Origin of the sequence: Frigoribacterium sp. PvP121 (assembly GCF_017833115.1) — a bacterium.
In the GTDB taxonomy this organism is placed as follows: domain Bacteria; phylum Actinomycetota; class Actinomycetes; order Actinomycetales; family Microbacteriaceae; genus Frigoribacterium; species Frigoribacterium endophyticum.
The window spans coordinates 1,278,418-1,301,668 of the sequence record NZ_JAFIBR010000001.1 but is presented as its reverse complement, the minus strand read 5'-3'; the positions used below and the strand labels follow the sequence as shown (position 1 = coordinate 1,301,668).

25 protein-coding genes are annotated in these 23,251 nt (G+C 73.4%); 11 read left to right on the top strand and 14 right to left on the bottom strand.

The genetic code is table 11. From position 1 onward, the window contains the following. Window positions 1-78 precede the first annotated feature (78 nt). Window positions 79-1,206, bottom strand: coding sequence for an FAD-dependent monooxygenase (locus JOE43_RS06095; RefSeq protein ID WP_209515817.1), 1,128 nt, complete (start codon window positions 1,204-1,206; stop codon window positions 79-81). Window positions 1,207-1,319: 113 nt separating this feature from the next. Here JOE43_RS06095 and JOE43_RS06090 point away from each other — a divergent pair, with 113 nt between their 5' ends. Further along, window positions 1,320-1,961, top strand: a complete 642-nt coding sequence (locus tag JOE43_RS06090) for a TetR/AcrR family transcriptional regulator (protein ID WP_209515815.1) — start codon at window positions 1,320-1,322, stop codon at window positions 1,959-1,961. 82 nt (window positions 1,962-2,043) lie between these two features. Here JOE43_RS06090 and JOE43_RS06085 read toward each other — a convergent pair whose 3' ends face one another. Next, on the bottom strand, window positions 2,044-2,709 hold the full coding sequence (locus JOE43_RS06085; RefSeq protein WP_209515812.1) for an SDR family oxidoreductase: 666 nt from the start codon (window positions 2,707-2,709) through the stop codon (window positions 2,044-2,046). A 120-nt stretch (window positions 2,710-2,829) separates the two neighbouring features. On the opposite strand from JOE43_RS06085, the gene JOE43_RS06080 reads away from it, so the two are divergent. Beyond that, complete coding sequence (locus JOE43_RS06080; protein WP_307803259.1) at window positions 2,830-3,393, top strand: helix-turn-helix domain-containing protein; 564 nt, start codon at window positions 2,830-2,832, stop codon at window positions 3,391-3,393. Here the strand turns inward: JOE43_RS06080 and JOE43_RS16260 are convergent. Both JOE43_RS16260 and JOE43_RS06070 read right to left on the bottom strand, forming a co-directional pair. After that, the gene (locus JOE43_RS16260) at window positions 3,390-3,689 is read right to left on the bottom strand and encodes a DUF2283 domain-containing protein (RefSeq protein WP_209515806.1); all 300 of its coding nucleotides are present in this window, start codon (window positions 3,687-3,689) and stop codon (window positions 3,390-3,392) included. The genes JOE43_RS06080 and JOE43_RS16260 overlap by 4 nt on opposite strands. A gap of 69 nt (window positions 3,690-3,758) precedes the next feature. Beyond that, the gene (locus JOE43_RS06070; RefSeq protein ID WP_209515804.1) at window positions 3,759-4,244 is read right to left on the bottom strand and encodes a MarR family winged helix-turn-helix transcriptional regulator; all 486 of its coding nucleotides are present in this window, start codon (window positions 4,242-4,244) and stop codon (window positions 3,759-3,761) included. A gap of 117 nt (window positions 4,245-4,361) precedes the next feature. Between JOE43_RS06070 and JOE43_RS06065 the strand changes: the two genes are divergently transcribed. Together JOE43_RS06065 and JOE43_RS06060 are read left to right on the top strand one after the other, a co-directional pair. Continuing rightward, window positions 4,362-5,237 carry a cyclase family protein gene (locus JOE43_RS06065; protein ID WP_209515801.1) on the top strand — a complete coding sequence of 292 codons (876 nt, stop codon included), beginning with the start codon at window positions 4,362-4,364 and terminating at the stop codon, window positions 5,235-5,237. Window positions 5,238-5,339: 102 nt separating this feature from the next. Further along, the gene (locus JOE43_RS06060) at window positions 5,340-5,765 is read left to right on the top strand and encodes a hypothetical protein (protein ID WP_209515798.1); all 426 of its coding nucleotides are present in this window, start codon (window positions 5,340-5,342) and stop codon (window positions 5,763-5,765) included. Window positions 5,766-5,804: 39 nt separating this feature from the next. On the opposite strand, the gene JOE43_RS06055 is transcribed toward JOE43_RS06060, so the two are convergent. From JOE43_RS06055 to JOE43_RS06030, 6 genes are all read right to left on the bottom strand, one after another. After that, the gene (locus tag JOE43_RS06055; RefSeq protein WP_209515795.1) at window positions 5,805-6,374 is read right to left on the bottom strand and encodes a recombinase family protein; all 570 of its coding nucleotides are present in this window, start codon (window positions 6,372-6,374) and stop codon (window positions 5,805-5,807) included. 224 nt (window positions 6,375-6,598) lie between these two features. Beyond that, window positions 6,599-7,189 (bottom strand): sigma-70 family RNA polymerase sigma factor, encoded by a 591-nt coding sequence (locus tag JOE43_RS06050; protein ID WP_307803258.1) that lies wholly within the window; start codon window positions 7,187-7,189, stop codon window positions 6,599-6,601. Between the two features lie 137 nt (window positions 7,190-7,326). Then, a complete protein-coding gene (locus JOE43_RS06045; RefSeq protein ID WP_209515792.1) occupies window positions 7,327-8,091 on the bottom strand; it encodes an SDR family NAD(P)-dependent oxidoreductase in 765 nt (254 codons plus the stop codon). A gap of 214 nt (window positions 8,092-8,305) precedes the next feature. Next, entirely contained in the window at window positions 8,306-9,589 is a 1,284-nt protein-coding gene (locus tag JOE43_RS06040) for a polysaccharide pyruvyl transferase family protein (protein WP_209515789.1), read from the bottom strand. Between the two features lie 143 nt (window positions 9,590-9,732). Beyond that, window positions 9,733-10,401 carry a class F sortase gene (locus tag JOE43_RS06035; protein WP_307803257.1) on the bottom strand — a complete coding sequence of 223 codons (669 nt, stop codon included), beginning with the start codon at window positions 10,399-10,401 and terminating at the stop codon, window positions 9,733-9,735. A 5-nt stretch (window positions 10,402-10,406) separates the two neighbouring features. Next, on the bottom strand, window positions 10,407-11,129 hold the full coding sequence (locus tag JOE43_RS06030) for a CHRD domain-containing protein (protein WP_209515786.1): 723 nt from the start codon (window positions 11,127-11,129) through the stop codon (window positions 10,407-10,409). Between the two features lie 193 nt (window positions 11,130-11,322). On the opposite strand from JOE43_RS06030, the gene JOE43_RS06025 reads away from it, so the two are divergent. Together JOE43_RS06025 and JOE43_RS06020 are read left to right on the top strand one after the other, a co-directional pair. Then, the gene (locus JOE43_RS06025; protein ID WP_209515783.1) at window positions 11,323-11,925 is read left to right on the top strand and encodes a sigma-70 family RNA polymerase sigma factor; all 603 of its coding nucleotides are present in this window, start codon (window positions 11,323-11,325) and stop codon (window positions 11,923-11,925) included. Continuing rightward, window positions 11,918-12,775, top strand: coding sequence for a hypothetical protein (locus JOE43_RS06020; RefSeq protein ID WP_209515780.1), 858 nt, complete (start codon window positions 11,918-11,920; stop codon window positions 12,773-12,775). Before JOE43_RS06025 ends, JOE43_RS06020 begins: the two co-directional genes overlap by 8 nt. Here JOE43_RS06020 and JOE43_RS06015 read toward each other — a convergent pair. Further along, window positions 12,772-13,647 carry a serine hydrolase gene (locus JOE43_RS06015; RefSeq protein ID WP_307803256.1) on the bottom strand — a complete coding sequence of 292 codons (876 nt, stop codon included), beginning with the start codon at window positions 13,645-13,647 and terminating at the stop codon, window positions 12,772-12,774. The genes JOE43_RS06020 and JOE43_RS06015 overlap by 4 nt on opposite strands. Before the next feature lie 222 nt (window positions 13,648-13,869). Between JOE43_RS06015 and JOE43_RS06010 the strand changes: the two genes are divergently transcribed. Then, the gene (locus JOE43_RS06010; RefSeq protein WP_209515777.1) at window positions 13,870-16,140 is read left to right on the top strand and encodes a glycosyltransferase; all 2,271 of its coding nucleotides are present in this window, start codon (window positions 13,870-13,872) and stop codon (window positions 16,138-16,140) included. Continuing rightward, window positions 16,137-17,462 (top strand): glycosyltransferase, encoded by a 1,326-nt coding sequence (locus tag JOE43_RS06005; protein WP_209515775.1) that lies wholly within the window; start codon window positions 16,137-16,139, stop codon window positions 17,460-17,462. The genes JOE43_RS06010 and JOE43_RS06005 overlap by 4 nt, the downstream gene beginning before the upstream one ends. A 72-nt stretch (window positions 17,463-17,534) precedes the next feature. Here the strand turns inward: JOE43_RS06005 and JOE43_RS06000 are convergent, their stop codons facing one another. Both JOE43_RS06000 and JOE43_RS05995 read right to left on the bottom strand, forming a co-directional pair. Next, the gene (locus JOE43_RS06000) at window positions 17,535-18,197 is read right to left on the bottom strand and encodes a hypothetical protein (protein ID WP_209515771.1); all 663 of its coding nucleotides are present in this window, start codon (window positions 18,195-18,197) and stop codon (window positions 17,535-17,537) included. Between the two features lie 205 nt (window positions 18,198-18,402). Then, window positions 18,403-19,047 (bottom strand): hypothetical protein, encoded by a 645-nt coding sequence (locus JOE43_RS05995; protein ID WP_209515768.1) that lies wholly within the window; start codon window positions 19,045-19,047, stop codon window positions 18,403-18,405. A gap of 149 nt (window positions 19,048-19,196) precedes the next feature. On the opposite strand from JOE43_RS05995, the gene JOE43_RS05990 reads away from it, so the two are divergent. Beyond that, a complete protein-coding gene (locus JOE43_RS05990; RefSeq protein ID WP_209515766.1) occupies window positions 19,197-19,865 on the top strand; it encodes a response regulator transcription factor in 669 nt (222 codons plus the stop codon). Then, window positions 19,862-21,517: a HAMP domain-containing sensor histidine kinase gene (locus JOE43_RS05985; protein ID WP_209515763.1), complete on the top strand. Its 1,656-nt coding sequence runs from the start codon at window positions 19,862-19,864 to the stop codon at window positions 21,515-21,517. The genes JOE43_RS05990 and JOE43_RS05985 overlap by 4 nt, the downstream gene beginning before the upstream one ends. A 69-nt stretch (window positions 21,518-21,586) precedes the next feature. Here the strand turns inward: JOE43_RS05985 and JOE43_RS05980 are convergent, their stop codons facing one another. Further along, window positions 21,587-22,165, bottom strand: a complete 579-nt coding sequence (locus JOE43_RS05980) for a PadR family transcriptional regulator (protein ID WP_209515762.1) — start codon at window positions 22,163-22,165, stop codon at window positions 21,587-21,589. Between the two features lie 220 nt (window positions 22,166-22,385). Between JOE43_RS05980 and JOE43_RS05975 the strand changes: the two genes are divergently transcribed. Continuing rightward, on the top strand, window positions 22,386-23,231 hold the full coding sequence (locus tag JOE43_RS05975; RefSeq protein ID WP_307803255.1) for a Cof-type HAD-IIB family hydrolase: 846 nt from the start codon (window positions 22,386-22,388) through the stop codon (window positions 23,229-23,231). The last annotated feature ends 20 nt before the right edge of the window (window positions 23,232-23,251 follow it).

Sequence of the window (23,251 nt, the reverse complement as noted above, 5' to 3'; positions counted from 1 at the left end):
CGCGGCCGGTGGACGATCGGCTACCGGGCACCGCGTCGCTGGTGGACGCGGAGTTGTCCTTCGCGGGGCGATCGTTGTTCAGTGCCCGAGCAGCTTGTTGTTGCGGACCCGGATTTGTTCCTCGGTAGCGGGGAAGTAGCTGCTGACGCCGAAGTGTTCGGCGTTGTGCTGGATCTCCTCGACTATTGGCTGGAGTGCGCGTTCGTACTCGACGAACGCCTGCTCGACGTCGCCGTAAGCAGCTCGGAAGGCGTCGTAGAGGGCAGTGGCGCCGATGATGGCGAGCGATCCACCCATGCCCGCGGCAGGTGATGCGCAGTAGCCAGCGTCACCGACGAGCGCGATGCGTCCGGACGTCCACGCCGGCATCTTGATCTGACTGAGCTTGTCGAAGTAGAAGGTGTCGACGTTGACCGCCTCGTCGATGTGGTCTGAGAACGGTGCGCCAGCCTGCAGCAGGTGCTCGCGGAGGATGCGCTTCTGCTGGTCGACGTCGTGGTGGTCGTACGGAATTTCCTGCTCGGATCGGAAGCCGAGCACGAGGTCGGTCGTCGTGTCGTAGGAGTTCACTAGCATCGTCACGCCGGGCGCGTTAGTGATCTGGGTCGTCTGCCGGTCGATGATGAGGTGGTCGAGGGTGGCGACGGAGAAGTACGTCTGCAGGAAGTGGGTGTGGAGTGCTTCCTGACCGAAGCGCAGTCGCCGCACCGTGGAGTGGTTGCCGTCGCACCCGAACACCATCGAGAAGTCCCGCTCTGTGCCGTCGCGGAAGACCACGTGGACACTGTCCTCGTCGGGCTCGGTCAACGACTTGATGGAGTTGCCCCACAGCATCTCGACCTCCCCCTCCGTCGCGGCGGCGAGGATGTCGAGCAGATCGTCTCGGTGGATCTCGTAGCCGTCGCCGGCCGAGTCGTCCGTGGGCGGTTCTGGGTCCATCCGCGCGATGAGCTCTCCCTCCGGCGTCGTGAACTCGGTCACGCGAGGAGCAAGCGCCTTCGCTTGGATCTCCTCGAGCAGGCCCATCCGTTCGACGATCGCGATGGTGTCCTCGCGGATGTCGACGGGGGTGCCGCCGCGCTTCAGTCCGGATCCGATCTCGACGATCGTGACCTCATGACCGAGCCGACGCATCCACAGTGCTGTCGCGAGACCCGCGAAGCTCGCTCCCGAGATGAGCACCTGTTCCTGCGCGTGCGTGTTCATTGATCGTTCTCGTTTCCCGGCTCCCGCCGAACTTATAGTGACCCTAACTTTCAAACGAGGGCAAAGATAGCAGAAACTTTGGGTCACCTTATGTTCCGTGGCAGACTCGTGGAATGGAGCAAGCGAGCGTGGGTGCCAGATCAGGGCTCCGAGAGCGTAAGAAGCGAGAGACCCGCGAGCGTCTGGGCGATGTGGCGGCTCGACTCTTCGCGCAGCACGGGTACGACCAGGTGTCCATCGCGGACGTCGCGGACGTCGCGGGCGTATCGGAGCCGACGGTCTACAACTACTTCCCGACTAAGCCCGACCTCGTCTTCGACCGAGCAGACGAAGTGCTCGAGAAGATCAGGGGTGCGATCTCCCGGCGAGACCCCCAGCAGTCACCGGCCGATGCGATGCGCTCCCTCGTCCTCGAGGACATCGATCGGTACGTCGAGGAGGACGAGGAATTGGCGAAGGGCGAGTTCCCCGCGCAGTGCCGGCTCAGCGCGCTTCTCCGGCGCCGCGCTCTGGAGTTCTACGACGACGTCACGACCGCGGTGGCAGCTGAACTCGCAGGCACCGGACCGAACGCGATGTCCGAGCGGGCGTACGCGGCCGCGCTCGTCTCGGTGGTGCAGCAAACCACCGCGAGCATCGGCGATGCGGTCCTCTCGGATGCTCATCGGGGAGACACCCGCGAGCGTCTGGACGAGGCAGCCACGGCGACCCTTGACCACTTGTCGACCTGGTGGCACCGGGAGTACGCCAACTGAACGCGTCTCGGTAAACGATCCCCTATCGGGCACGACAATGCCCGTTCGAGAGGATCTGCCTCAAGACAAGCCGATGCACGCGTCAACCGTCGTAAGCGACGTGGTGCAGCTCCGCGTCCTTCCGCTCGTCGTAGAGCTTCACGTAGGCCTGGGCGATGACGTCGGGCTCCGCGTCGGGGTGGCCGGCTCCGATGAGGGCGGTGATCCCGACGTGGGCGATGTAGACGCCCCTCTCGGCGAGTGCGTTGTGGAGGTTGAGAGTCCAGTTCCGAAGACCCGCGGCGGCGATGTTGACATTGCCGAGGAAGGGCATTGGGTTGATCGACCCGCCCCCGGTGGTGACGAGGACCGTTCCGTTCCCGGCGGCGATCATGTCGGGCAGCACCGCTCCGACGGCCGTGAGCGCTCCGCCGAGGTAGAAGTCGATCTGCGGCAGCAAGTTCTCCATCGTGACGTCGAGGACGTCGACGGCAGCCAAGGTCGGGTCGGCGGGTGAGAACTCGAGGACGTCGATCGGGCCGAGGGCGCTCTTGATCTCGGTGAGGGCGCTCGTGATCGTCTCGGGGCGGCTGACGTCGGCGGTGAACCCCCGAGCACGGACACCTTCGCCCTCGAGGGTCTTTGCGAGGGTGTCGAGCTTGGCTTGGTCGCGGGCGACGAGGGCGACATCGAAACCCCTTCGACCGAAGGCGCGGGCGATCTCGAGGCCGAGGCCAGGGCCGGCTCCGATGATGGTGATGAGAGGCATGGTGCTTCCTTTCGTGGCCCGTCGTTGGTCAGGGCGTCGCGCTGGTGGGCTAAGTTGAGGTCGTCCTCAACCCGGGTGCAGCCTATGTTGAGACGACCCTCAATATCCAGTGGAGTTGCTGTGAAGAAGACCCCGGGCCTTCGCCGTGACGCGCAGGCGAACCTCGAGAAGCTGCACACGGCGGCCCTCGCGGTGTTCTCGCGCCGCGGCCTGTCCGCGCCGTTGGAGGACATCGCCCGGGAGGCCGGTGTGAGCATCGGGACGCTCTACAACCGGGTGGGCTCGAGGGAGGCACTGATCGACGCTGTCGTGCCTGCCGTCGCGGGTGAGAAGTTGAAGGCGCTCACCGAGAGGACGCTGAGCCAGCAGTCCCCCCGTGGACAGCTGGAGACGTTCATCTCGGAGATGATCGAGCTGCAGCTCAGCGATCCCGTCATGAACGACGCCATGCTCCGGCGATACCCGGACGCCACAGCCCTCATCACCGCCTGCGAGCGATCCACAGCACTCGGGAAGGAACTCGTCGACAACGCCCACACCGTGGGCGCTCTGTCAGAAGACTTCACCCCCGACGACCTCATGGCCGTGCTCTGGATGGCCGGGACTGCGAGCCGCGATCCTTCAGCGCCCGTCGGCTGGCGGCGCGTCGTCGATCGTGGTCTTGCTGCAGCCTGGACCGCCTAGCTCGAGTCAGCAAGGCCCGGTGTCGCACTGGCCGATCCCCTATCGGGCGCTCCTACATCCAGAGGCCGTGTTTGAGAAGCCGTCTCGAGAGACTCGGCCGTGAGCAGCGCGAGGGCCCCGACGATCTCGACACCGAGAAGTCGACCCTCGGAATCGAAGTCGAGCACGATGTGTCCCCTGCCCTCACGCTCCACGACAACTTGCTCGACGGCTTCGCCGTCAGCAATCGACGGCGCCACGTATAAATAGGCACAGTCACTGTCTGGGTCGTGTGTGAAGCGTTCATCGCGAGACATGCACTGATCGTTGCAGGTCGAACGGGAACGCCCTAGGAGCCCGCAGACCCATCCCCTATCGGGTGTGTATCAGTAAGCGTCGCCGATGCCCGGTGATTTCTCCGCGCCCTCGATGACAGCGAGCAGCAGTGCGTTGAGCTGTGCGCTCCGCGACGCGTCCAGCCCGAACATACTGAGGTCGTTCGTCGCCAGGGCCACCTGCTGCACCGCGTCGAGCACGGCCTGGCCGGCTGGCGTGCTCGCGGCGGGGTTCCTCCGGCCGCGGGCGCGGATGCCCACCCGGCGGACGAGACCGCGACGTTCCATCCCGTCGAGCACGTCCGACATGCTCTGCGGGCGAACGAAGACGGCCCGAGCGATCTCCGCCGACGTGAGCTCAGCACCGTCCGCCAGGCACGACAGCACGCCGAACTGCACGAGGCTGACGTCGTGCTCCGCCATCCCCGCGGTGATCTGGGAGCCGATGATGCGCGCGACCTTTACCGCGTTCCAGCCCAGCACGGACTCGAGCCCGCGACCTCCATCGTCACCCATATGTGCCTCCTCGTCGCCCACCTAGATAAACAGGATCCTGTTTTAAGGCTATGGTGCAGGAACCTGCTTCTCAGGGCCTCCTTGCAGTGTGCACCACCCATCCGCGCGATACCGAACTGACATGACAGGACAGGCACCATGACGACACCCGCACTCCCCGACGACCGAGGCCGCTGGGGCGCCGATGACGAACTCGGCACGCTGAACCTGATCGACGACGCCGCGAGGGCCCGCGCCGCTGAAGAGGTGCGGGTCGGCCGGAGCGTGTCGCTCGCGCACCCGGTCGAACCCGCCTCGATGCTCGGCGGACCGTTCGCTCCCCCGGCACCGCCGTCGCCCCCCGTGCAGCAGGCGCTGCTCTACACGGGCACGCCGCCCATGGGGATGTCCGAAGTCCTCGTCGTGACGCCGCATCACCCGGCGCTGACGCACATCGATGCTTTCGCCCACATGCCGATCGACGGCACCGTGTACCCGGGTCGCCCCCTCGAGGAGACCGTCACGGCCGGAGGCGTCGTGCACGGTTCCACGACCGCTTTCACCGCGGGGATCACGACGCGGGGAGTCCTGCTCGACCTGGCACCGGAGGGGCGGCTGCCATCTGCGCACCCCGTCACCGCGGCAGATCTCGACGCGGCCGAGGCGAGGGCCGGGGTCGAGGTGCTGCCCGGTGACGCCGTGGTGGTCCGGAGCGGCTGGGGCTTCAGCTGGGACGCCGAGACCCAGGCGCCGGGCATGACCGTCGACGCAGTGACGTGGATGCACCACCGTGGCGTCTCGCTCTACGCCGGCGACGTCAGCGACTCCTTCCCGCCGAGCGACCCGGACATGCCCATGCCGATGCACATGGTCGGACTGGCCCGCCTGGGCATGCCCCTGGTCGACAGCGTCGCCACCGACGACCTCGCCGCGACCTGCGCCGAGCTCGGCCGACACACTTTCCTGCTCAGCATCGCCCCGCCCCGCCTCCACGGCCTCACCGGCGTGCCCGTTAACCCCCAAGCCATCTTCTAGACCGACACCACGGCCGTGCGGATCGCAATGATCGATCGTCTATCGGCCACCGCCTATTGCCCGTAGTGGCTCACAGTTGACATGTACTCATACGCTGAAAGCATGACAACCGCGCAGGAGATCGCCCGCTGGCTACTGACACAAATTCAGGACAACGGGCAGCGCCGTACGTACCAGGAGCGAATCGTGAGAGCCAATCGGAACGACTTCGGAGAAGCCTGGTCGTACCGCAATCAAAACGGGAACTGGGCTATGAATAGAACGATCCTGCGTGAGTTCGGCAAGCTCAAGAGTGATCACCTCCTCTGGGACAGATCAGATCAGTCGTGGCGCATCGTGACTGACGATCAGTTGGAGCTCATCAAACAGAGGGATGAACGTGTCAAGGAACGGCGCACTGCCACCAAGGCAGCTAAGGACGCGCGCATGGCCGCACTTAGTGACGCCGAGCGCGCGGCGCTGGAAGCACGGAGAGCCGAAGCCGCGGCACGACGAGCGAAGTTTCGCGCCGACCGTGCGGTCGAGTGAACTTAAACTCCAGTACCGGCTACAGCGACCCGGGGACACCTAAGCCACATCTGCCCTATGGACTGCGCGGTAGACAGTCGAGCGGGCGACCCCGAACAGCTCCGCGATCTCGCTCGTCGTGTGAGCGCCGGTGCGGTGCAGCTGCACCAGGTGCTTCTCCTGCGAGGGGGTGAGCTTGGGTTTGCGGCCGCGGAGCTTACCGGCGGCCTTTGCGATCGCCATCCCCTCCCGGGTGCGGGCACGGATCAGGTCGGCCTCGAACTCCGCGACCATGCCGAGGACGTTGAAAAGTAGCCGGCCGACGGGGTCGGTGGGGTCGTAGACCGCTCCCCCGAGGTTCAAGGCGACGCCTTTTTTCGTGAGCTCGCCGGCGATGTCGGTCGCGTCGCGAAGTGAACGAGCGAGGCGGTCGAGCTTTGTGACGACCAGGACGTCGCCGGCGCGGCACGCGGCCAGGGCCTCGCGCAAACCTGGCCGGGCTTGAGTCGTGCCCGAGAGACCATGGTCAACATGGACGTCTTGATCGTCGACACCGAGCGCTGCAAGACCGTCACGTTGTGCTGCGAGATCTTGTCCGGACGTTGAGACGCGGGCGTATCCGATGAGCATTCCAGGACTGTAGCGTTTAGACCCCCGTCACCGGGCATTTTTGCGGGACAGGCATACGCGAATCCGCAGGCCAGGCGCCACTTGACCTCAGCCGGCCGAACACGGTCGCGAAGAGTGTCCCGATGAACGACCGCTCAATGAAACGGCAACAGCCGCCCGGGGCAGTACTCGTTCGGCATCGGCGGAAGGCGACTGCTGGTGGCCTGGAAACAGGGACCCGGCGCTCAGCCGCGCGCGACGGCGTCCGGGCCGAGGAGCTTCCGCAGGGCGATCAGGGCGTCGCGCGTGCGCGTCTTCATCGTCCCGAGCGGCACCCCCGCCTCGCCGGCCGCCTCGGAGTGGCTCAGACCGCCGAAGTACGTCAGCTCGAGCGCCTGCCTCTGGGCGGCGGTGAGGCCCTTCATCGCCCGGCTCACCCGCGCGTGCTCGATGTGCACGGCGGCGGTCTCGGCGACGTCGTCGCGGACGTCGTCGAGGTCGCGGATGCCGACGGTCATGTCACGCACCCGACTCGCCTGCGCCGAGCGGACCCGGTCGATGGCACGACGACGAGCACGGACGAGCAGCCACGACACCGCCCTGCCCTTCGCGGGGTCGAACTGCGCAGCCTCCTGCCAGGCGGAGAGGAACACCTCCTGCGCGACCTCCTCCGACTGCGCCGGGTCCACGAGGATGCGCCTCACGAGCCCCAGCACCCGTGACGACGTCATGTCGTACAGCTGGGCGAAGGCCCTCTGGTCACCCTGCGCCGTCGCGAGGACGAGGTCGTCCTCGCTCGGGTCCTGCCGGAGCAGGAGTTCTGAGGTGAGGGTCACGGGGGCCGTCCGGTCTGGGCGTGGGGGGCGAGGAGTACAGGAATGCTCCCCCCGGCGCTCCGGCCACTGTATGCGCCTGCATCCTCTCCGGTACCCCCATTTCGGGCCGCCGCCGAGCCCCCGGCGGCCCGACCGGGTCAGATCGCCGACCAGCCGCCGTCGGAGGGCAGCACGACCCCGTTGACGTTCGTGGCGTCGTCGCTCGCGAGCCAGGTGATCGACGCGGCGAGCACGTCGGCCTCGACGGGCGTCGGCACGGTCGTCTGCATGATCGGGCCGAGGGCCGCCGCGGCGACCTGCGACTTCATCGGCGCCTCGATGTTGGTGATGGTGGCTCCGGGCGCGACGGCGTTGGTGCGGATGCCGTGCTTCGCGTAGACGACGGCCGTGTTCTTCGTGATGCCCGCCACGGCGTGCTTCGACGCCGTGTAGGCCACGCCGGCGGCCGAGCCGCGGAGCGCCGCCTCCGACGCGACGTTGACGATCGCGCCCGAGCCGGCCTCGATCATGAGGGGCAGCACGGCCCGCGTCAGGCGCACGACGGCCGTGACGTTGATCGCGAAGACGAGCTCCCACGTGCGGTCGTCGACCTCGGCGGCGGGCAGGAAGCCGTCCATGATGCCGGCCACGTTCGCCAGCGCGTCGACCCGGCCCTCGGCGGCGGCGACGACCGCCTGCACGCCCTCCTCGGTGGTGATGTCGCCCGTCACGGGCACGAGGTCGAGCTCGGGGTTCTCGGCCACGAGCGCGTCGAGGCGCTCGGCCACGACGTCCGCGGCCACGACGCGGGCGCCCTCCCGCGCGAAGCGGAGCGCGGACGCACGGCCGATGCCGCTGCCCGCCCCGGTGACGATGACGGTCTTGCCGCGGAAACGGTCGGGGGTGGTGGTCAGGTCGGCCATGGCTGCCTCTTTCGTCGGGACCGGCCTCGATGCCGGTCCCGAGCATTGTGACACGCGGTGCCAGAAAGAGGCTGCGCGTCGGCCGGGAGGGTGGCAGACCCCGGACGACGAACCCCGTCCTCGCATCCGAACCCCGCCGCGGCAGGGTTCCGGTGCGAAGACGGGGTTCGTCGACGTGGCGGCGCGAGCGCGCGGCGCGACCGGGCGACGCGCGCTACGCCCCGAGCTCCTCCGCGACGCGGTCCCACCAGCCGGCGGAGGCGGTGCGCACCGACTCGACCCGCGACTCCCACCGGGCCCGCACCTGCGCGGCGTCGTCCCAGGTCGCCAGCGCGAGCCGCGCCGCCGAGCCGAGCACCAGCGCCTCGACCGAGGCGACGCTCGTCTGGCCGAAGGCGCCGAGCGCCCCCGTGAGCTTCACGCGCGTGTACTCGTCGACCGAGATGCCGACCGTCGGCACCCCACCGGCGACCGCGAACACGGCCGGGTGGTAGCGGCTCGTCAGGTGCAGGGAGGCACCCCGCGCGAACCGCGCGGCGGCCACGGAGTCGGTGGTCGGCTCGATCCGCACCCGCGAGGTGGTCATCGCGTCGATGACCCGGCGGTGCAGCACGGAGTCGCCGCGCTCCTCGCCCTCGTTCAGCGACGCCCAGTGCGCGAGGAACGCGATCTCGAGCCCCGTCTCGTCGGCGACCCGGTCGAGCAGCCGCGCGAGGGCGGTGACGACCTGCCGCCGGTCGGCGTCGCCGACGTGCGTCGAGAGGCTGACGGCGCAGTAGGGGAAGGAGTCGGCTCCGACGAGCAGCGACCCCGGCCCGGCCGAGGCGCTCGCGTCGAGGCCGGTGACCGCGGGAGGCGCGGCGTCGGCCCCGAGGAAGCTCGCGTCGTCGACGTTCTGCACCACCTTGCGCGCGAGGTCGGGCGCGGTGTCGTCGGCGACGCGCCGCATCAGCGTGTGCGAGGCGCTCTCGCGCACCCCGAAGAGGCGCGCGTCACGGAGCAGCCCCGACACGAGCCGCTCGTCGTCGGCGACGAGGTCGGGCCCGATCGTCTGGCCCGTCACGACCAGCGGGCGCCCGACCACGCGGGCGACGGCGCCGAGGGCGGCGCGCTCGAAGACGTGCAGCGACCAGCGCGAGGCCATGTTGCCGCCGCCCGCGACGGCGACCGCGTCGGCCTCGCGGACGGCCTCGATCACGGCGAGCGCCGGGTCGTCGTGTGGCAGGGCGGTGCGGCTGCCCTCGGCCGCGGCGAGCACGCGCTCGAGCCGCTCGACCTGGCCGTCGCGGCCGCCGAGCGGGCCGGGGGCGAAGCCGATCGGCCGCACGGCGTCGACGTCGTAGCGGGCGGCGGTCTCGTCGGGGGCGCTGGAGAGCAGCGTGACGGCGTCGACGCGGCGCCGGCGCAGCTGGACGACGAGCTCCTCGGTCATGGCCTCGTCGCCGATGTGGATCATGTCGTCGACGACGCCGACGTCTCCGATGGCGAGTGTGCGCACGCTGACCTCCGGGCCCGCGGGCCGTCCAGGGACAAGGGGAAGGAGGCGCGGACCGGGCCCGCGCCTCCTCGACGGTAGTGCACCGCGGGTGGCCCGCCGCACGGGCCCCGGGCGCTGCGCGGCCGGCTACACCACGCGGCCGGCTACCCCACGCGGTCGGCGAAGACGACGCGGTTCTGGTCGTAGTGGCCCCATCCCCGGTCGAAGACCCCGCCGCAGGTGATGAGCCGCAGCTCGTCGGTCGGCTGCGCCCCGAACACCCGGGCGGTGGGGAACTCGGCCTTCGGCACGTCCACCACCTCTGAGACGACGTAGCGCGCGACGCCGCCGTCGACGTCGGTCAGCACGACCTCGTCGCCGACGACGAGCTCGTCGAGCCGGGCGAACACGGCGGGCCCCGAGGCCGAGTCGACGTGGCCGGCGACGACGGTCGGACCACGCCCGCCGGGGCGCCCTCCCCCGGTGAACCAGCCCACGTCGTCGGCGTCGACGGGCACCTCCATGGCGCCCGAGGCGTCGAGCCCCAGGTCGATCAGCGGCTCGGAGAGGCCGATCGCGGCGACGTCGACGCGCGCCGGCGCGACGCCGACGGCCGGCACCGCCGCGGCCTCCGGTTCGGCCGGCGCGGGCGGTGCCGTCGCCGCGCTCGGCGACGAGGCGGGGTCGGGCGCCGGGGCGGGAGCCGACGGAGTCGCGGCGCGGGCCCCGGCACCGGTCGCGTCAGCGGCGACCCCGGCCCCCGTGCCCGAGCACCCGGTCAGCACGCCCAGCACGACGACCGCCGCGGCGAGCGCCGGCAGCGGCCGTCGCACGCGGGTCAGCCTTCCTGGGCGTGACGGCGGCGGACGGCGAGCCACGCCGCCGTGCCGAGGACGCCGACCAGCCCGAGCGCACCCGCGCCGAGCGCGAGGTCGGAGCCGGTGCCGGCCTGCGCCGCGCCTCCGAAGCCGGTGTCGACGCCGCCGACGGGCACCTGCGTCAGCTGGCCGCGGACGACGCCCGAGGTGAACGCGGCGGTGTGCGAGTCACCGGTGAACGACGCCGGGTCGGCCTCGATCTGGGCCAGCGTGAAGCCGGTGCCGGTGTCGGCCCCCGCGTCGTTCATGACGCCGGTGGTGAAGGGGCCCTGCAGGCAGCCGCTGCTGGTGCGGGTGCCGTCGCCCTGGTCGACGGGGTTCGGGAAGGCGATGCGGGGCGGGCCCGACTTGCCGACCGCGGCCTGGTGGAGGTGCGTCGCCGTCTTCGCCGGGCTCATGTAGTCGCCCGTCACGCCGGTGAGGGTGATGTCGTAGCAGATGATCTCCTGGTCGCTGTTGATCCGGAAGTCGAACGTGCCGGTCGCACCGGCCTCGCCCGGCGCCGGCGCGCCGGCGGTCGAGACGACCTGGTCGGGCGTCGCCATGACGGTGAACGCGCTGGTGAACGTGGACGGGGCCTGCACCTCGGTCTCGGCCGACGCGGGCGCGGCGGCGAGCAGGGTGACGGCGGCCGCGGCGGCGCCCCCGATGGTCAGGATGCGGATGGATCGCTTCTTCGACATTCGTCTGCCTCTCGACGGGAGCCGCCCGGTCGGGCGCGCTTCTGCAGGGAGGTACGCCGGAGGGCGGGGCCGCGTTCACCCGAGTCCCGAGAATTCTCGGAACCGCTCTGGGGGACGGTGAACGGAGCCGCCCGGTCGGTCGTATCCCCCTCGAGGGCGACGACCGGCGCGCCCCTACAGTGGGAGGCACCTGATGACGCTCGCCCTGACGCGTCCCGCACCCGCACCCGCACCCGCACCCGAGTGGAGCCCGATGAGCACGCCCGAGCCCGGCGTCGACGTGCACCCCGTCGCCCTGCCGACCTTCGACGTGCCGTCGGCGTTCGCCGAGCACGGCTCGGCCCTGCTCGGCTTCGCGGTCAACGCGCTCCGCGACCGCAGCGCGGCGGAGGACTGCGTGCAGGAGACGTTCCTCCGCGCCTGGCGGTCACGCGCCTCCTTCGACCCGGCCCTCGGCAGCGAGCGCACCTGGCTCTTCACGATCCAGCGACGGGTCGTGCTCGACGCCCTCCGCGCCCGGGCCCGTCGGCCGGCCCTCGTCGAGCACGACGAGCAGCTCGACGTGCCGGCCGAGACCGGGGCGGACCCGCTCGACCGGCTCGGCATCGTCGAGGGGCTCGCCCGCCTCAGCACGGAGCACCGGGAGGCGGTGGTCGCCGTGCACCTCACCGGCCTCAGCTACCAGGAGTTCTCGGCCGCCACCGGCGTGCCGGTCGCCACGCTCCGCACCCGCGTCTTCTACGCGCTCCGCGCGCTCCGCTCGCACCTCGACGAAGGGGACCAGACCGATGCCTGAACCGATGCCCGGGACGCCCGGCTCCGACGACCGGCACGACGACGACCTGCGCGACGACGACCGACGGGCCGAGCTCATCGCCGCATCCCTCGGCGACGACCTCAGCCCGGCCGAGGCCGACGAGTTCGCGCGGCTGCGGGCGGCCGACCCCACGATCGACCGTGAGCTCGCCGAGCTGGGCGGGCTGCCCGGCGCGCTCGCCGGCCTCGGATCGTGGCAGGACGCCGAGCCGAACGCCGAGCTGCGCCGCCGGGTCGAGGGAGTCGCGGGGCCGGAGGCGTCCGGAGCGACCGCCTCGACGCCGGGGCCGGCCCCGGTCGCCGGCACCGCGCCTCCGGCACCCCGGGCCCCCCAGGCACCCGGCCACGCCTCCGCACCCGCGCCCACGGCGCCCTCGGCCCCGGTGACGCCGCTGCGGCCGCGGCGCCGACCGCTGCTCACCGTGCTCGGCGCCGCCGCCTGCCTCGCGCTGGGAGCGGGCGTCGGCGCGCTCGTGGCCGCCCCGCGCGACTCGACGCCCGAGGGGCCGGCCGGCACGCTCGGGGTCGTCGAGCCGATCGACTTCGCGGGGGCGCCGACCGGCGTGCGCGTCGAGGGCGACCTCGTCGCGCACACCTGGGGCACCGAGACGCTGCTGACCGTGACGGGCCTGCCCGTGGGCACGGCGTTCTCGGTCGTCGTCATCGACGACGAGGGCGGGGAGCACCCCTCGGGCGCCTTCCTCGGCACGGAGGTCGAGATCGACTGCCAGCTCACCGCGGCGGTGACGCGCGACCACGTCAGCTCGGTGGAGATCCGCGGGGCCGACGGCGAGCTCGCCGTCGCCACGGTGCCCGCGGTCGAGGCCTAGCGCTCCGCCGCGGGCGGACCCTCCCGCAGCCCCTCGAGCTCGCTCACGACCGCGGCCGCCACGGCGTCGGCCCGCTCGTGGTCGTCGGCGGTGAGCGTGACGACCTCGTCGTCGACGACGAGCACGAGCTGGCCGAGCGCGCCGTGCAGGCGCCAGGCGGAGCCCGGTCCGCTCCACGCGCCGAGGCCGTAGCGCTCGTAGCCCGGGCTCGTGCCCGCCGCGACCCAGCCCGAGTGCACCGCCGCGGCGGTCGCCTCCGACACGACGCGCCTCCCCCGCCAGGTGCCGCCGTCACGGAGCAGCCGGCCCAGCCGCGCCACCTCCTCCGTGCGGAGCGCGAGCCCGTCGCCGGCGGTGACGAAGCCGAGCGGGCAGCGCTCCCAGGCCACGTCGTCGAGGCCGAGGGGGCCGAGGAGTCGCGGCCGGACGAAGTCGTGCACGTCGCCCACCCGGGTCGCCAGCACCCGCATCGCGGTGTACGTGCTCGCGTTCGAGTACTGGAAGACGCGGCCCCGCGACGGTCGGCCGACGAACTCGAGGGCGAGGTCGGGCCAGTCGGTCATCAGGGTCGGCGACCACGGGAGGTCGACGCCGCTCGTCATCGAGAGCAGGTGGCGGAGCGTGACGTGTTCGACGCCCTCGCCGAGCTCGGCGCCGGGCAGCCACGCCGCGACGGGCTCGTCGAGCGAGAGCAGGCCCTCGTCGGCGGCGATCCCCGCCGCGAGCGCGCAGACGGCCTTGGCGACGGAGTGCACCTCGCGCCGGACGTCGGGCGACCAGCGGTGCTCGGCGACGTCGTCGCCGACGAGCACGTGCAGCCCGTGCGCCCGGAAGCCCGTGAGCTCGACCTCGGCGACGAGGTGGTCCCGCACGGTCCCGGACGGTCTCGGCCCGGGTCGGGGCGTCGGTCGGGGCACGGTCGGGGGCACGGGTCACCGCCCGAGTCTGCCGTGCCGGGCACCGGGGCACCAGGTGAGGCGGGCCTCCCGGGCGGCGTTCCCAGGCCACGCACCGCCCGCTCCCCGCTATCGTCGGATCGGCCCCGCACCCGGAGCCGGCGAGCCGGACGACCCCCGGCCGCGAGAGGGGCTCCCGTGGGCATCCAGACTTCGCTCGACGCCGTCCACCAGGCGACCGGCCTCGTCGAGTCCATGCGCCTCGCCGACGACCTCGCCTTCGAGGCCGCCCGCACGGGCGGGACGCGCACCATCCGCCTGCTCACCGGCGCCCTCGGCAGCAGCGACCAGCTCGTCGCCATCGCCGCGACGCACGCGCTCGCGCAGGTGCACGACGAGCAGGCCGACCTCGCGCTCAGCGCCGTGCTCTCGAGCGAGCGCGCCTTCCTCCGCGAGCACGCCGCCTGGGCGCTGTCGTCGCGCCTCCCCCGCCCCGAGACCGTCGGCCGCCTGCTGGCGCTCGTCGTCGAGGGCGGCTTCGTCGGCATGCTCGCGCAGCGCACCCTCGAGCAGTGGTCCGACGCCGCTCCCGACCTCGTGGCCGTGTCGGTCGAGGGCAGCCTGATCGGCGTCCGGGACGCGGAGGCGCGCTACCGGCTGGTCGAGACGCTCGGCCTCGTGCGCGACCGGATCGCGACGCGCCCGCTGCTCGCCGTCGCCGGCGACGAGGGCGAGTGCGAGCACGTCCGCGTCGCCGCCGTCTCGGCCCTCGGCCAGCGCCGCGGCGCCCCCGGGGTGGCCGTCGCGCTCGAGCGCTGGGCGGACGGCGAGGGCTACCTCGCCGACGTCGCCCGGCTCGCCCTCGTCGACCTGGCCGCGGGCCCCGGCTCCGCCGCCGGCGCCGACGACGCCGCCGAGCGCGGCCTCACCGTCGCCCAGCTCTTCCTCCACGCCGACATCGACGCCGACCTCACCGCGGCGGGCAGCGGCGACAACGGGGGCATCGCGACCCTGCTGGTGCGCCTCGGCGACGCGCTCGTGGCCGACACGGCCGAGCACCCGGTCGACGTGCGGCCGGAGGCGGTCTCGACCCGCGACTCCTCGACCGCCTCCGGGCTGCCGACGTCGGCGGGAGGCGCGGTGCACGACGGCCCGCCGCTCACCGTCAGCCGCGTGGTCACCCTCTCGCGGGGCTCGTCCGCCGGGGCCCTCGAGAGCGTCAGCGACCTCGCCGGCTACGACCGCGGCCACGTCTACGGGCGGGTGCCGCTGCTGAGCGGGCCGGTGCCCTCCGCCGCCGCATGGCCGCTGCGGGTCGCGGCGCGCCGCGGCATCCGCCGCGTGCTGCGCGCCAGCGGCGGCGTCGACGTGCTGCACCTGCGCATGGCCGACGTCGGCAGCCTCGCCGCCGCCGACGTCGCCCGCGAGCTCGACGTGCCCGTGGTCTTCACGGTCGCGCCCGACCCGCACGCCGTCATCCAGTCGATGGACCTCGCCGGCGGCCTCACCCGCGAGAACTTCGGCGACGTCGACGTGAAGGAGCACTTCTGGTTCCGGGCGAGGCTGGTGCAGCAGCTCGCCTCGAACGCGTCGCACACCGTGCTCTTCCCCCGCCCCGAGCTCGCCGCCGACCTGCGCGACCTCGTCGGCATCGACATCACGTCGCACCCCGAGCGCCACACGATCGTGCCGGAGGGCATCGACCTCGCGGTGGTCGACCGGGCGGTCGGCGAGGCCGCCGCCCACGCCGCGGGCCAGCCGGCGACCCCGCCGCTCGCCGAGTTGCGCGAGCTGCTCGAGACCCTGCCCGCCGAGCGCCGCGACCTGCCGCTCGTCGTCAGCGTGGGGCGCTTCCACCGCGTCAAGGGCATGGCGACGATCGTCGACGCCTGGGCCCGCGGCCCGCTCCGCGACCGGGCGAACCTGCTGCTCGTGGGCGGCGACCTGACCCACCCGTCGCCCGACGAGCGGGAGCAGCTGGAGCTGATCCACGCGACCCTCCCTCGGGAGACGCACCGCGCCTCCGGCCTGCTGCTGCCGGGGCACCGGCCGAACGACACCGTCGCCCGCTGGGTCGCCGCCGCCCGCTTCGGCGTGCCCGGCCTCGCCGCCCCGCGCGGCGTCTACGTCTGCGGCAGCCTCAAGGAGGAGTTCGGCATCGCCCTGCTCGAGGCGATGGGCTCGGGCCTGTTCGTCGTCGCCCCCGACGGAGGCGGCCCCTCGACCTACGTCGAGCGCGACGTCACCGGCGTGCTGACCAGCACCTGGGACGTCGACGCGCTCTCCGCCGCGATGGCCCGTGCCGTCGCGCTGGCGGCCGGCGAGCCCGACGACCGGCGCGCGGCCCGGTCGCGGGCCACCGTCGAGCGCAGCTTCACCATCCAGGCGATGGCCTCGGCCCTGGCGTCGGTCTACGGCGGGGTGCACCTCGACGAGGTCGCGGCCCTCGACACGGCGTGGCTCCGATGACGCTCCTGGTGATCTCGCCCGACTACGCGTCGCACCTGCTGCCGCTGGCGACCCTCGCGACGGCCTGGCGCGACCGGGGCGAGCGCGTCGTGGTCGCGACGGGCGAGGCGACGGCCGGCATCGTGGCCTCGTTCGGGTTCGAGCGGGCGCACTTGCAGCTGGCGCGCGGCTCGAACCCCGGCGTGATCCGCGCCGAGGAGCAGCCTGCGGGCGAGGACGACTCGCTGCGCGGCTTCTTCGACGCGACCCGTCGCGGCGGCGTCGAGACCCTCGCCTACCAGGCGCGCGAGCGGCTCACCGACCTCATGTGGCAGCCCGTCGAGACCGCCCGCGCGGTGCAGGCGGTCGTCGCGGAGGTGCAGCCCGACGCCGTCCTGGTCGACCACCTGGCCTTCAGCGCCCGGCTCGCGCTCGTCGCCGGGCACGTGCCGCACACCGACGTGGTGCTCGGGCACCCCTCGGCCCTGCCCTTCGGCGACGAGGTCTACGGCCTGCCGCCGGAGTGGCCCGCGGGCTGGGAGGCGGCGCTCGACCCGGCCGGGCTGGCCGACCTGCGCTCCCTCTGCGACCGGGTCAGCGCCTCCTTCACCCGGGAGTGGAACACCGCCCTGGCCGAGCTCGACCCCGCCGCGGCCCCCTCGGCGTCGGCGTTCTCGGAGCACGGCGACCTGCTGCTCTACAACTACCCGGCCGAGCTCGCCGACCCGGAGCGCACGCCGCTGCTGCCGCCGCACGCCCACCTGGGCTCGGCCGTCCGCGAGGAGCCGCTCGACCCCGAGGTGGAGGAGTGGCTGGCGTCGAGCGACGAGCCGTTCGTCTACGTGAGCTTCGGCAGCTTCCTGTCGGTGCGGTCGGACGTGCTCGCGCGCGTCGCGGCGGCGCTCGGGCGACTCGGGGTGCGGGCTGCGATCGCGACGGGCTCCGCGGCGCCGGGCGACCTCGGCGAGCTGCCCGCGTCGTGGCTGGTGCGGGGGTTCCTGCCCCAGGTGCGGCTGCTCTCGCGGGCCGCCGCGGGCGTGACGCACGGCGGCAACAACAGCGTGACGGAGTCGATGACGCACGGGGTGCCGCTCGTCGTGCTGCCGTTCTCGACCGACCAGTTCGCGGGCGCCGCGGCGCTCGAGCGCACCGGCGTGGGCGTCGTGCTGCCGCCCAACACGGCGTCGGTCGACGAGCTCGCGAGCGCGGTCGCGCACGTGCTCGACCTGCCGGAGGCCCCCCGGGAGGCGCTGGTCGCGCTCTCGGGGTCGCTGCGGCGGGAGCCGGGCCGGCTCCGTGCCCTCGCGGCGGTGGACGCCGCTGCGGCGGGGCGCCTGGGCTGAGCCCTGGGGGCTGCTGGGCGCTGGGCGCTGGGCGCTCGGCCCGCTGCCCGGGCGCTGCGCGCTGGGCGGGCCTCAGGCGGCGGGGACCTGCAGGAAGGCGCGCATCGTGGCCTCGTCGACGGCGGCCTCGCGGTAGGCCTGCATCAGCGCGGCGTTGGCGTCGTACTGGGGGCCCTCGCGCGACTCCGCCTGGTGGTGCAGGGCGAAGACGCTGCCCTCGTGGCGGACGGGGGCCTCGCCGAGCAGGGTCTCGTGGGCGAGGTACCAGGCTGCGTCCTCGAAGCCCCAGCCGCGGAAGCGCTCGTCCTGCCCGCCGTGGCTGCGCCAGGTGGCGGGGGTCGTCACGTACACGCCGGAGCAGGCGCCGCGGACGAGCTCGTGGTCGCACTCCTCGAGCGGGGTGCCGGCGGCGAACTGGGCGCTGCCCGTCGCGCCGAGCCAGTGGTACGCCGTGTACGGCAGGTGCACGCGGCCGGAGGTGCGGGCCGCGGCGACCGCGGCGAGCAGCGGCTCGAGCTGCGGGAGGGTGTCGGCGTCGGCGATGACGGCGACCTCGTCGGCGGCCACGCGCGAGACGCCGACGTTGCGGCAGCGCGCGAGGTTGAAGAGGTCGTCGTCGGTGTCGACGGGGACGATCTCGGCGTCGGGCAGGGCACGCCGCCACCAGGCGACGACGGTCTCGAAGGCCGGCACACGACTGGGCTGCGGACGCCACGGGATCACGACGGTCACCATGGGCGGGAGCTTACCGGGGGTGCGCGGTGCCGACGTGCCGTGGGGTCACCGGGCGGGTGGGCGGGGCTCCGGCCGGCAGGGCACCGGAGGAGCACCGTCCAGGATCGCTGATCCACTCCGGAGTGGATCAGCGGATCTGGACCGCGCTCCCCGGTCGTGACGGCGTCGGCCGCCGGGACCCGACGCTCGGCCGGGTCCCGCCTGCTCAGCTGCCCATCGACGAGTCGTCGGCCGGCGCCTCGGGCGCATCCGTCGGAGCGGTCGGCGGCGTGGGCGCCGAGCCGTCACCGGGCACCGGGGGCGTCGAGCCGTCGGTCGGCGGCGTGGGCGCCGAGCCGTCGGTCGGCGGCGCGGGCGGCGTGGGCCGGCCCTCGCCGAGCGGCCCGGCGGGCCCGTCGGCACCGTCGGCACCGGCCGGGCCGGCTCCGGGCCCGCCGGTCGCACCGGGGCCGCACTCCCCCGCCGCGGGCGGGGTCGGCGCGTCGGCGTCGTCCCCGGCAGGAGGCGCGGGCGGCGTGGGCGCCCCCGTCGCGTCGCCCTCGGCCTCGTCGCCCGTCGCCGATCCGCCCTGGTCGGGGCCGGTCGTCGACGGTGCGGTCGGCGTCGCGCTGCCCGGGCTCGGCGACGACGTGGCCGCCGAGGTCGCGCTCGTCGACCCGGAGCCGGACGAGCCGGGGCCCGCCGCGAAGGCGGCCGTCGACCCGAGCGCCGCGACGCCGAGCACGCCGACGGCGAGCCCGATGACGAGGCGGGGGCGGCGCCGACGGAGCGAGCTGCCGGGGCCGGCGTCGGCGCGGCCGTCGCCGGGCACGGGCGGGAGGGGCTGGGTGGGGGTGTCGTCGTGGGTCATGTCGTCTCCTCGTCCGGCGGGCCCTCGGGGCGGGGCCTCTCGACCGGTTCTCCACCAGGTTCATCAGCGGTCCTGAAGCGGTGCTTAAGAACAGCGTTCGCCCAGGTGACGGGCTGCTCGCCCATGGACGGCCCGCCTACGGTCGAGGGATGCTGCCTCCCGCCCGCGTGCTCGTCGTCGACGACGACGACGCGATCCGCGCCTCCGTCGTGTCCGCCCTCGCCGCGGAGAGGTTCGCCGTCCGCGGCCTGGTGTCCGGCGAGCAGCTGGCCGACGAGCTCCGGACCTTCGTGCCCGACCTCGTCGTGCTCGACTGGATGCTGCCGGGGCCGAGCGGCATCGTGCTCGCCGAGCGCGTACGGCGGGCCACCGACGCCGGCGTCATCATGATGACGGCGCGCGACGGCGTCGACGACCGGCTGCGGGGCTTCGGCGAGGGCGTCGACGACTACGTCGTCAAGCCGTTCGTCGTCGCCGAGCTCGTCGCCCGCGTGACGGCCGTCCTGCGCCGCCGCGGCCGGATCGCGGCCGTCATCGAGATCGACGACCTCGTCGTCGACCCCGACGCCGGCCTCGCCCGGCGGGGCGGGCACGACCTCGACCTGACGGCGACCGAGTTCCGCCTGCTGGCCCACCTGGCGGCGAGCCGGGGCCGCACCCTGTCGAAGACGCAGATCCTCACGCAGGTCTGGGGCTACGACCACGTCGACCCCAACCTCGTGGAGGTGCACCTCAGCGCCCTTCGCAGGAAGATGGAAGCGCACGGCCCGCGGCTCGTGCACACCGTCCGCGGCCTCGGCTACCAGGTGAGCGCGTGACGCCGACCCGCTCGCGGGCCCGACCGGCGTCGGAGGCGGCCCCCGCGCCCGGGGCCCCGCTCCGCACCGGCTCGCTGCGCACCCGGACGGTCGTCGCCGTCACGGCCCTGCTCGCCGTGCTGCTGCTCGCCCTCGCGCTGACCGTGCAGGCCCTCGTCGGCGACCGCCTCCGCGCCCAGGTCGTCGAGCGCCTCGGCGACCGCGCCGCCGCGGCCGCCGCGCTCGTCGGCACGGTCGACGACGACGACCTCGCCGACCGTCTCTCGGCGCAGGGCGTCTCCGTCGTCGTCACCAGCCCGGACGGAGGCGCGGTGACGGCGGGGCCGAGCCCCGACGACCTGAGGGCGGGGCCGGGAGCCGACCCCCTCGGCGACCTGCCGGGCCCGGCGGGCGGGCCCCGCGACTCCGGCAGCGCCGACGGCGGGACGAGCGGCTCCGGCAGCACGACGCCGCCCGACCCCGCGAGCACCGACCCCGCGAGCACGGGCGCGATCGGCACCGACGCGACGGTGTCGGTGACGTCGAGCTCGGTCGCCGACGACGGCGACCTCATCCGCTACGAGGCCGTGCTCAGCGACGGCACCGAGCTGGCGCTGACCGCGGGCACCAGCTCGATCGACGACACGCTCGCGACCCTGCGCGGGGTGCTGCTCGGGGCGTCGGCGGCCTTCCTGCTGCTCGCGGCGGGCGCGCTCGTGCTCGTCGTGCGGCGGACGCTCCGGCCCCTCGAGCGCATGACGGACGTCGCCCGCTCGATCTCGGGCGGCGACCGCGGCCGACGGCTGCGGCCCACGAGCCCGACCACCGAGCTGGGGCGCACGGCGACCGCGTTCGACGAGATGCTCGACGACCTGGAGCGGGCCGAGGGGGCGGCGCTGGCCGCGGAGGCGCGGCTGCGGTCGTTCGTGTCGGACGCGGCCCACGAGCTGCGCACCCCGGTCGCCGGCATCCAGGCCGCCGCCGACACGCTCGTGCGGTCGCGGCTCGATGACGACGAGCGGGAGCGCCTCACCGTGCACGTGGTGCGGGAGTCGCTGCGGGCCGGTCGGCTGATCGGTGACATGCTGCTGATGGCCCGGCTCGACGAGGGGCTCGCGCTCGACCCCCGCCCCCTCGACGTGGCCGAGGTGGCGCGAGGAGCGGCCGAGCGTCAGCGGGTGCGCGGCGGCGACGTGGCCGTCGAGGTCGTGACGAGCGGGCCGGTGCCGCCGGTCTCGGGCGACCCCGACCGGCTCGGCCAGGTCGTCGGCAACCTCCTCGACAACGCCGTGCGACACGCGCGGTCGTCCGTGCGGGTCTCGGTGGTGAGCCGCGGGGTCGACGACACGGCCGAGGTCGTCGTGCGGGTCGACGACGACGGCCGGGGCGTGGACGACGCCGACCGCGAGCGCGTCTTCGACCGTCTCGTGCGCCTCGACGAGGCCCGCGCGCGCGGCGACGGCGGGTCGGGGCTCGGGCTGCCCATCGCGCGCGCGATCGCGCGGGCGCACGGCGGCGACGTGGTCTGCCTGCCTCGGGCAGCGGGCGGCGATGCCGACCCGGGGCTCGGCGGCGCGCGCTTCGAGCTGCGGCTGCCGGCGGAACAGACGGAGACGCCCCTCCATGCACACCCGACGTGGCATGGAGGAGCGGAGAGGAACAGACCCGAATGACCGTTCCTCTCGGGCGCCACCCGAAGGCGCCCTGTGGACGATGTCCACGGTCACCTAGTCTACCAGGGACTAGCCGAGGAGCCTGGCGACGGCGGGGGCTCCGGTCTCCGGGCCCCGCGCGTCCGGGTCGGCCCGGACGGCCTCGGCGGCGATGAGCTCTGCCGTCCACCGACGCTCGTCGTCCAGGACGGCCACGAGGCGGGCCGCGGCGAGGTCTCGGTGGCTGGCGGGCGAGTGCGCGTCGTGGGCGGTGACGAGCTCGCGGGCGGTCGCCAGCTTGTGCTCGACGGCGGACAGGCGCTCGCGCAGCACGGCGACCCGCGCCTCCGGCCCGACCTGGTCGAACAGGGCGAAGCGGACGTGGAACTCCTCGTCGTTCGCGGCCTTCTCGGTCGGCAGGGTCGAGATGCGCTCGACGAGCTGGCGGCGGCCCACCTCGGTGAGGCTGTAGGTGCGACGGGCCGGGCGCCCCTCCTGCTGCTCGACCGCGACGGTGACCGCACCGCTCTCCTCGAAGCGGCGGAGCGCCGGGTACAGCGAGTTGTTGCTGACCGTCGAGAGGCTCGGCCGCACCACGCGGCGCTTGAGCTCGTAGCCGTGCAGGGGCCCCTCCTGGAGCGTCGCGAGGACGAGGATGTCGAGGACCATCCCTCCAGTCTGTCGACGGCCGGCCCCGCTCCCCGGGCTCTCCGGCCGTGGACGCCCCTGTCCACCCGCGCTTTCACCCGTGCGGCCCGCGAGCCGCAGCCTGGCTCGTCCGCAGGGCGCACGGGGTGTCCCGGAGGCGCGGCGGGCCCCGCGCCCCCCTCGACGGCCCCGAGGAGGCGCGGTGCCGGCCACCCGCCCCGGTGCGGCAGAGTGGGTGACCGTGACCGACGACATCCCCGACATCCGACTCGTGGCCAGCGACATGGACGGCACCCTGCTCGACGGCGACGGGAACGTGCCCGACGCCTTCTGGCCCCTGCTCGACGACCTCGTGCGGGCGGGCGTGCTGTTCGCCCCCGCGAGCGGGCGCCAGTACCAGACTCTCGTCGAGGTCTTCGGCGAGCGGCCGGGCCTGGTGTTCATCGCCGAGAACGGCACGAACGTCGTGCGGGAGGGCGTGACGATCGCGATCGAGCCCCTCGACCGGGAGAGCGTCGCGCCGCTCGTGGCGTGGGCCCGCGGGGAGGCCCGCGACGGCACCGCCAGCGACGCGCAGCCGGCCGCCGGGCTCGTCGTCTGCGGGGCGCGCTCGGCGTACATCGAGCGGGTCGACCCCGAGTTCGTCTCGCACGTGCAGCGCTACTACGCGGCCCTCGAGGTCGTCGACGACGTGCTCGAGGCCTCCCGCCACGACGACGTGCTGAAGCTCGCGGTCTACGACCACGGTCGCGCCGAGGAGCGCACCGGGCCCGCGGTCCGGGCTCTGGGGCTCGACGTCGACGTCGTCGTCTCCGGTGCGAACTGGGTCGACGTCATGCGCCGCGGCGTGAACAAGGGCCGCGCCCTCGAGCGGCTGCAGCGCGAGCTCGGCGTCACCCGCGAGCAGACGATGGCCTTCGGCGACTACCTCAACGACCTCGAGCTCGTCGAGGCGGCCGGCTGGTCGTACGCCGTCGAGAACGCGCACCCGCTCGTCCGCGAGCGCGCCCGTCACCTGGCCCCCGCGAACACCGAGGGCGGCGTGCTGACGACGATCCGCGCGGTGCTGCCCCACCTGGGGCGCTGAGCCCGGCCGGTGCGAGGCCG

Coding starts and splice junctions, on each gene's coding strand:
- JOE43_RS06020 (WP_209515780.1), top strand. CDS start 11,918: ATGCCTGAACCGATGCCCGGGACGCCCGGCTCCGACGACCGGCACGAC.
- JOE43_RS05980 (WP_209515762.1), bottom strand. CDS start 22,165: ATGGTCCTCGACATCCTCGTCCTCGCGACGCTCCAGGAGGGGCCCCTG.
- JOE43_RS06065 (WP_209515801.1), top strand. CDS start 4,362: ATGACGACACCCGCACTCCCCGACGACCGAGGCCGCTGGGGCGCCGAT.
- JOE43_RS06025 (WP_209515783.1), top strand. CDS start 11,323: ATGACGCTCGCCCTGACGCGTCCCGCACCCGCACCCGCACCCGCACCC.
- JOE43_RS06060 (WP_209515798.1), top strand. CDS start 5,340: ATGACAACCGCGCAGGAGATCGCCCGCTGGCTACTGACACAAATTCAG.
- JOE43_RS06085 (WP_209515812.1), bottom strand. CDS start 2,709: ATGCCTCTCATCACCATCATCGGAGCCGGCCCTGGCCTCGGCCTCGAG.
- JOE43_RS06095 (WP_209515817.1), bottom strand. CDS start 1,206: ATGAACACGCACGCGCAGGAACAGGTGCTCATCTCGGGAGCGAGCTTC.
- JOE43_RS06000 (WP_209515771.1), bottom strand. CDS start 18,197: ATGGTGACCGTCGTGATCCCGTGGCGTCCGCAGCCCAGTCGTGTGCCG.
- JOE43_RS06090 (WP_209515815.1), top strand. CDS start 1,320: ATGGAGCAAGCGAGCGTGGGTGCCAGATCAGGGCTCCGAGAGCGTAAG.
- JOE43_RS05990 (WP_209515766.1), top strand. CDS start 19,197: ATGCTGCCTCCCGCCCGCGTGCTCGTCGTCGACGACGACGACGCGATC.
- JOE43_RS05995 (WP_209515768.1), bottom strand. CDS start 19,047: ATGACCCACGACGACACCCCCACCCAGCCCCTCCCGCCCGTGCCCGGC.
- JOE43_RS06055 (WP_209515795.1), bottom strand. CDS start 6,374: ATGCTCATCGGATACGCCCGCGTCTCAACGTCCGGACAAGATCTCGCA.
- JOE43_RS06045 (WP_209515792.1), bottom strand. CDS start 8,091: ATGGCCGACCTGACCACCACCCCCGACCGTTTCCGCGGCAAGACCGTC.
- JOE43_RS16260 (WP_209515806.1), bottom strand. CDS start 3,689: ATGTCTCGCGATGAACGCTTCACACACGACCCAGACAGTGACTGTGCC.
- JOE43_RS06005 (WP_209515775.1), top strand. CDS start 16,137: ATGACGCTCCTGGTGATCTCGCCCGACTACGCGTCGCACCTGCTGCCG.
- JOE43_RS06030 (WP_209515786.1), bottom strand. CDS start 11,129: ATGTCGAAGAAGCGATCCATCCGCATCCTGACCATCGGGGGCGCCGCC.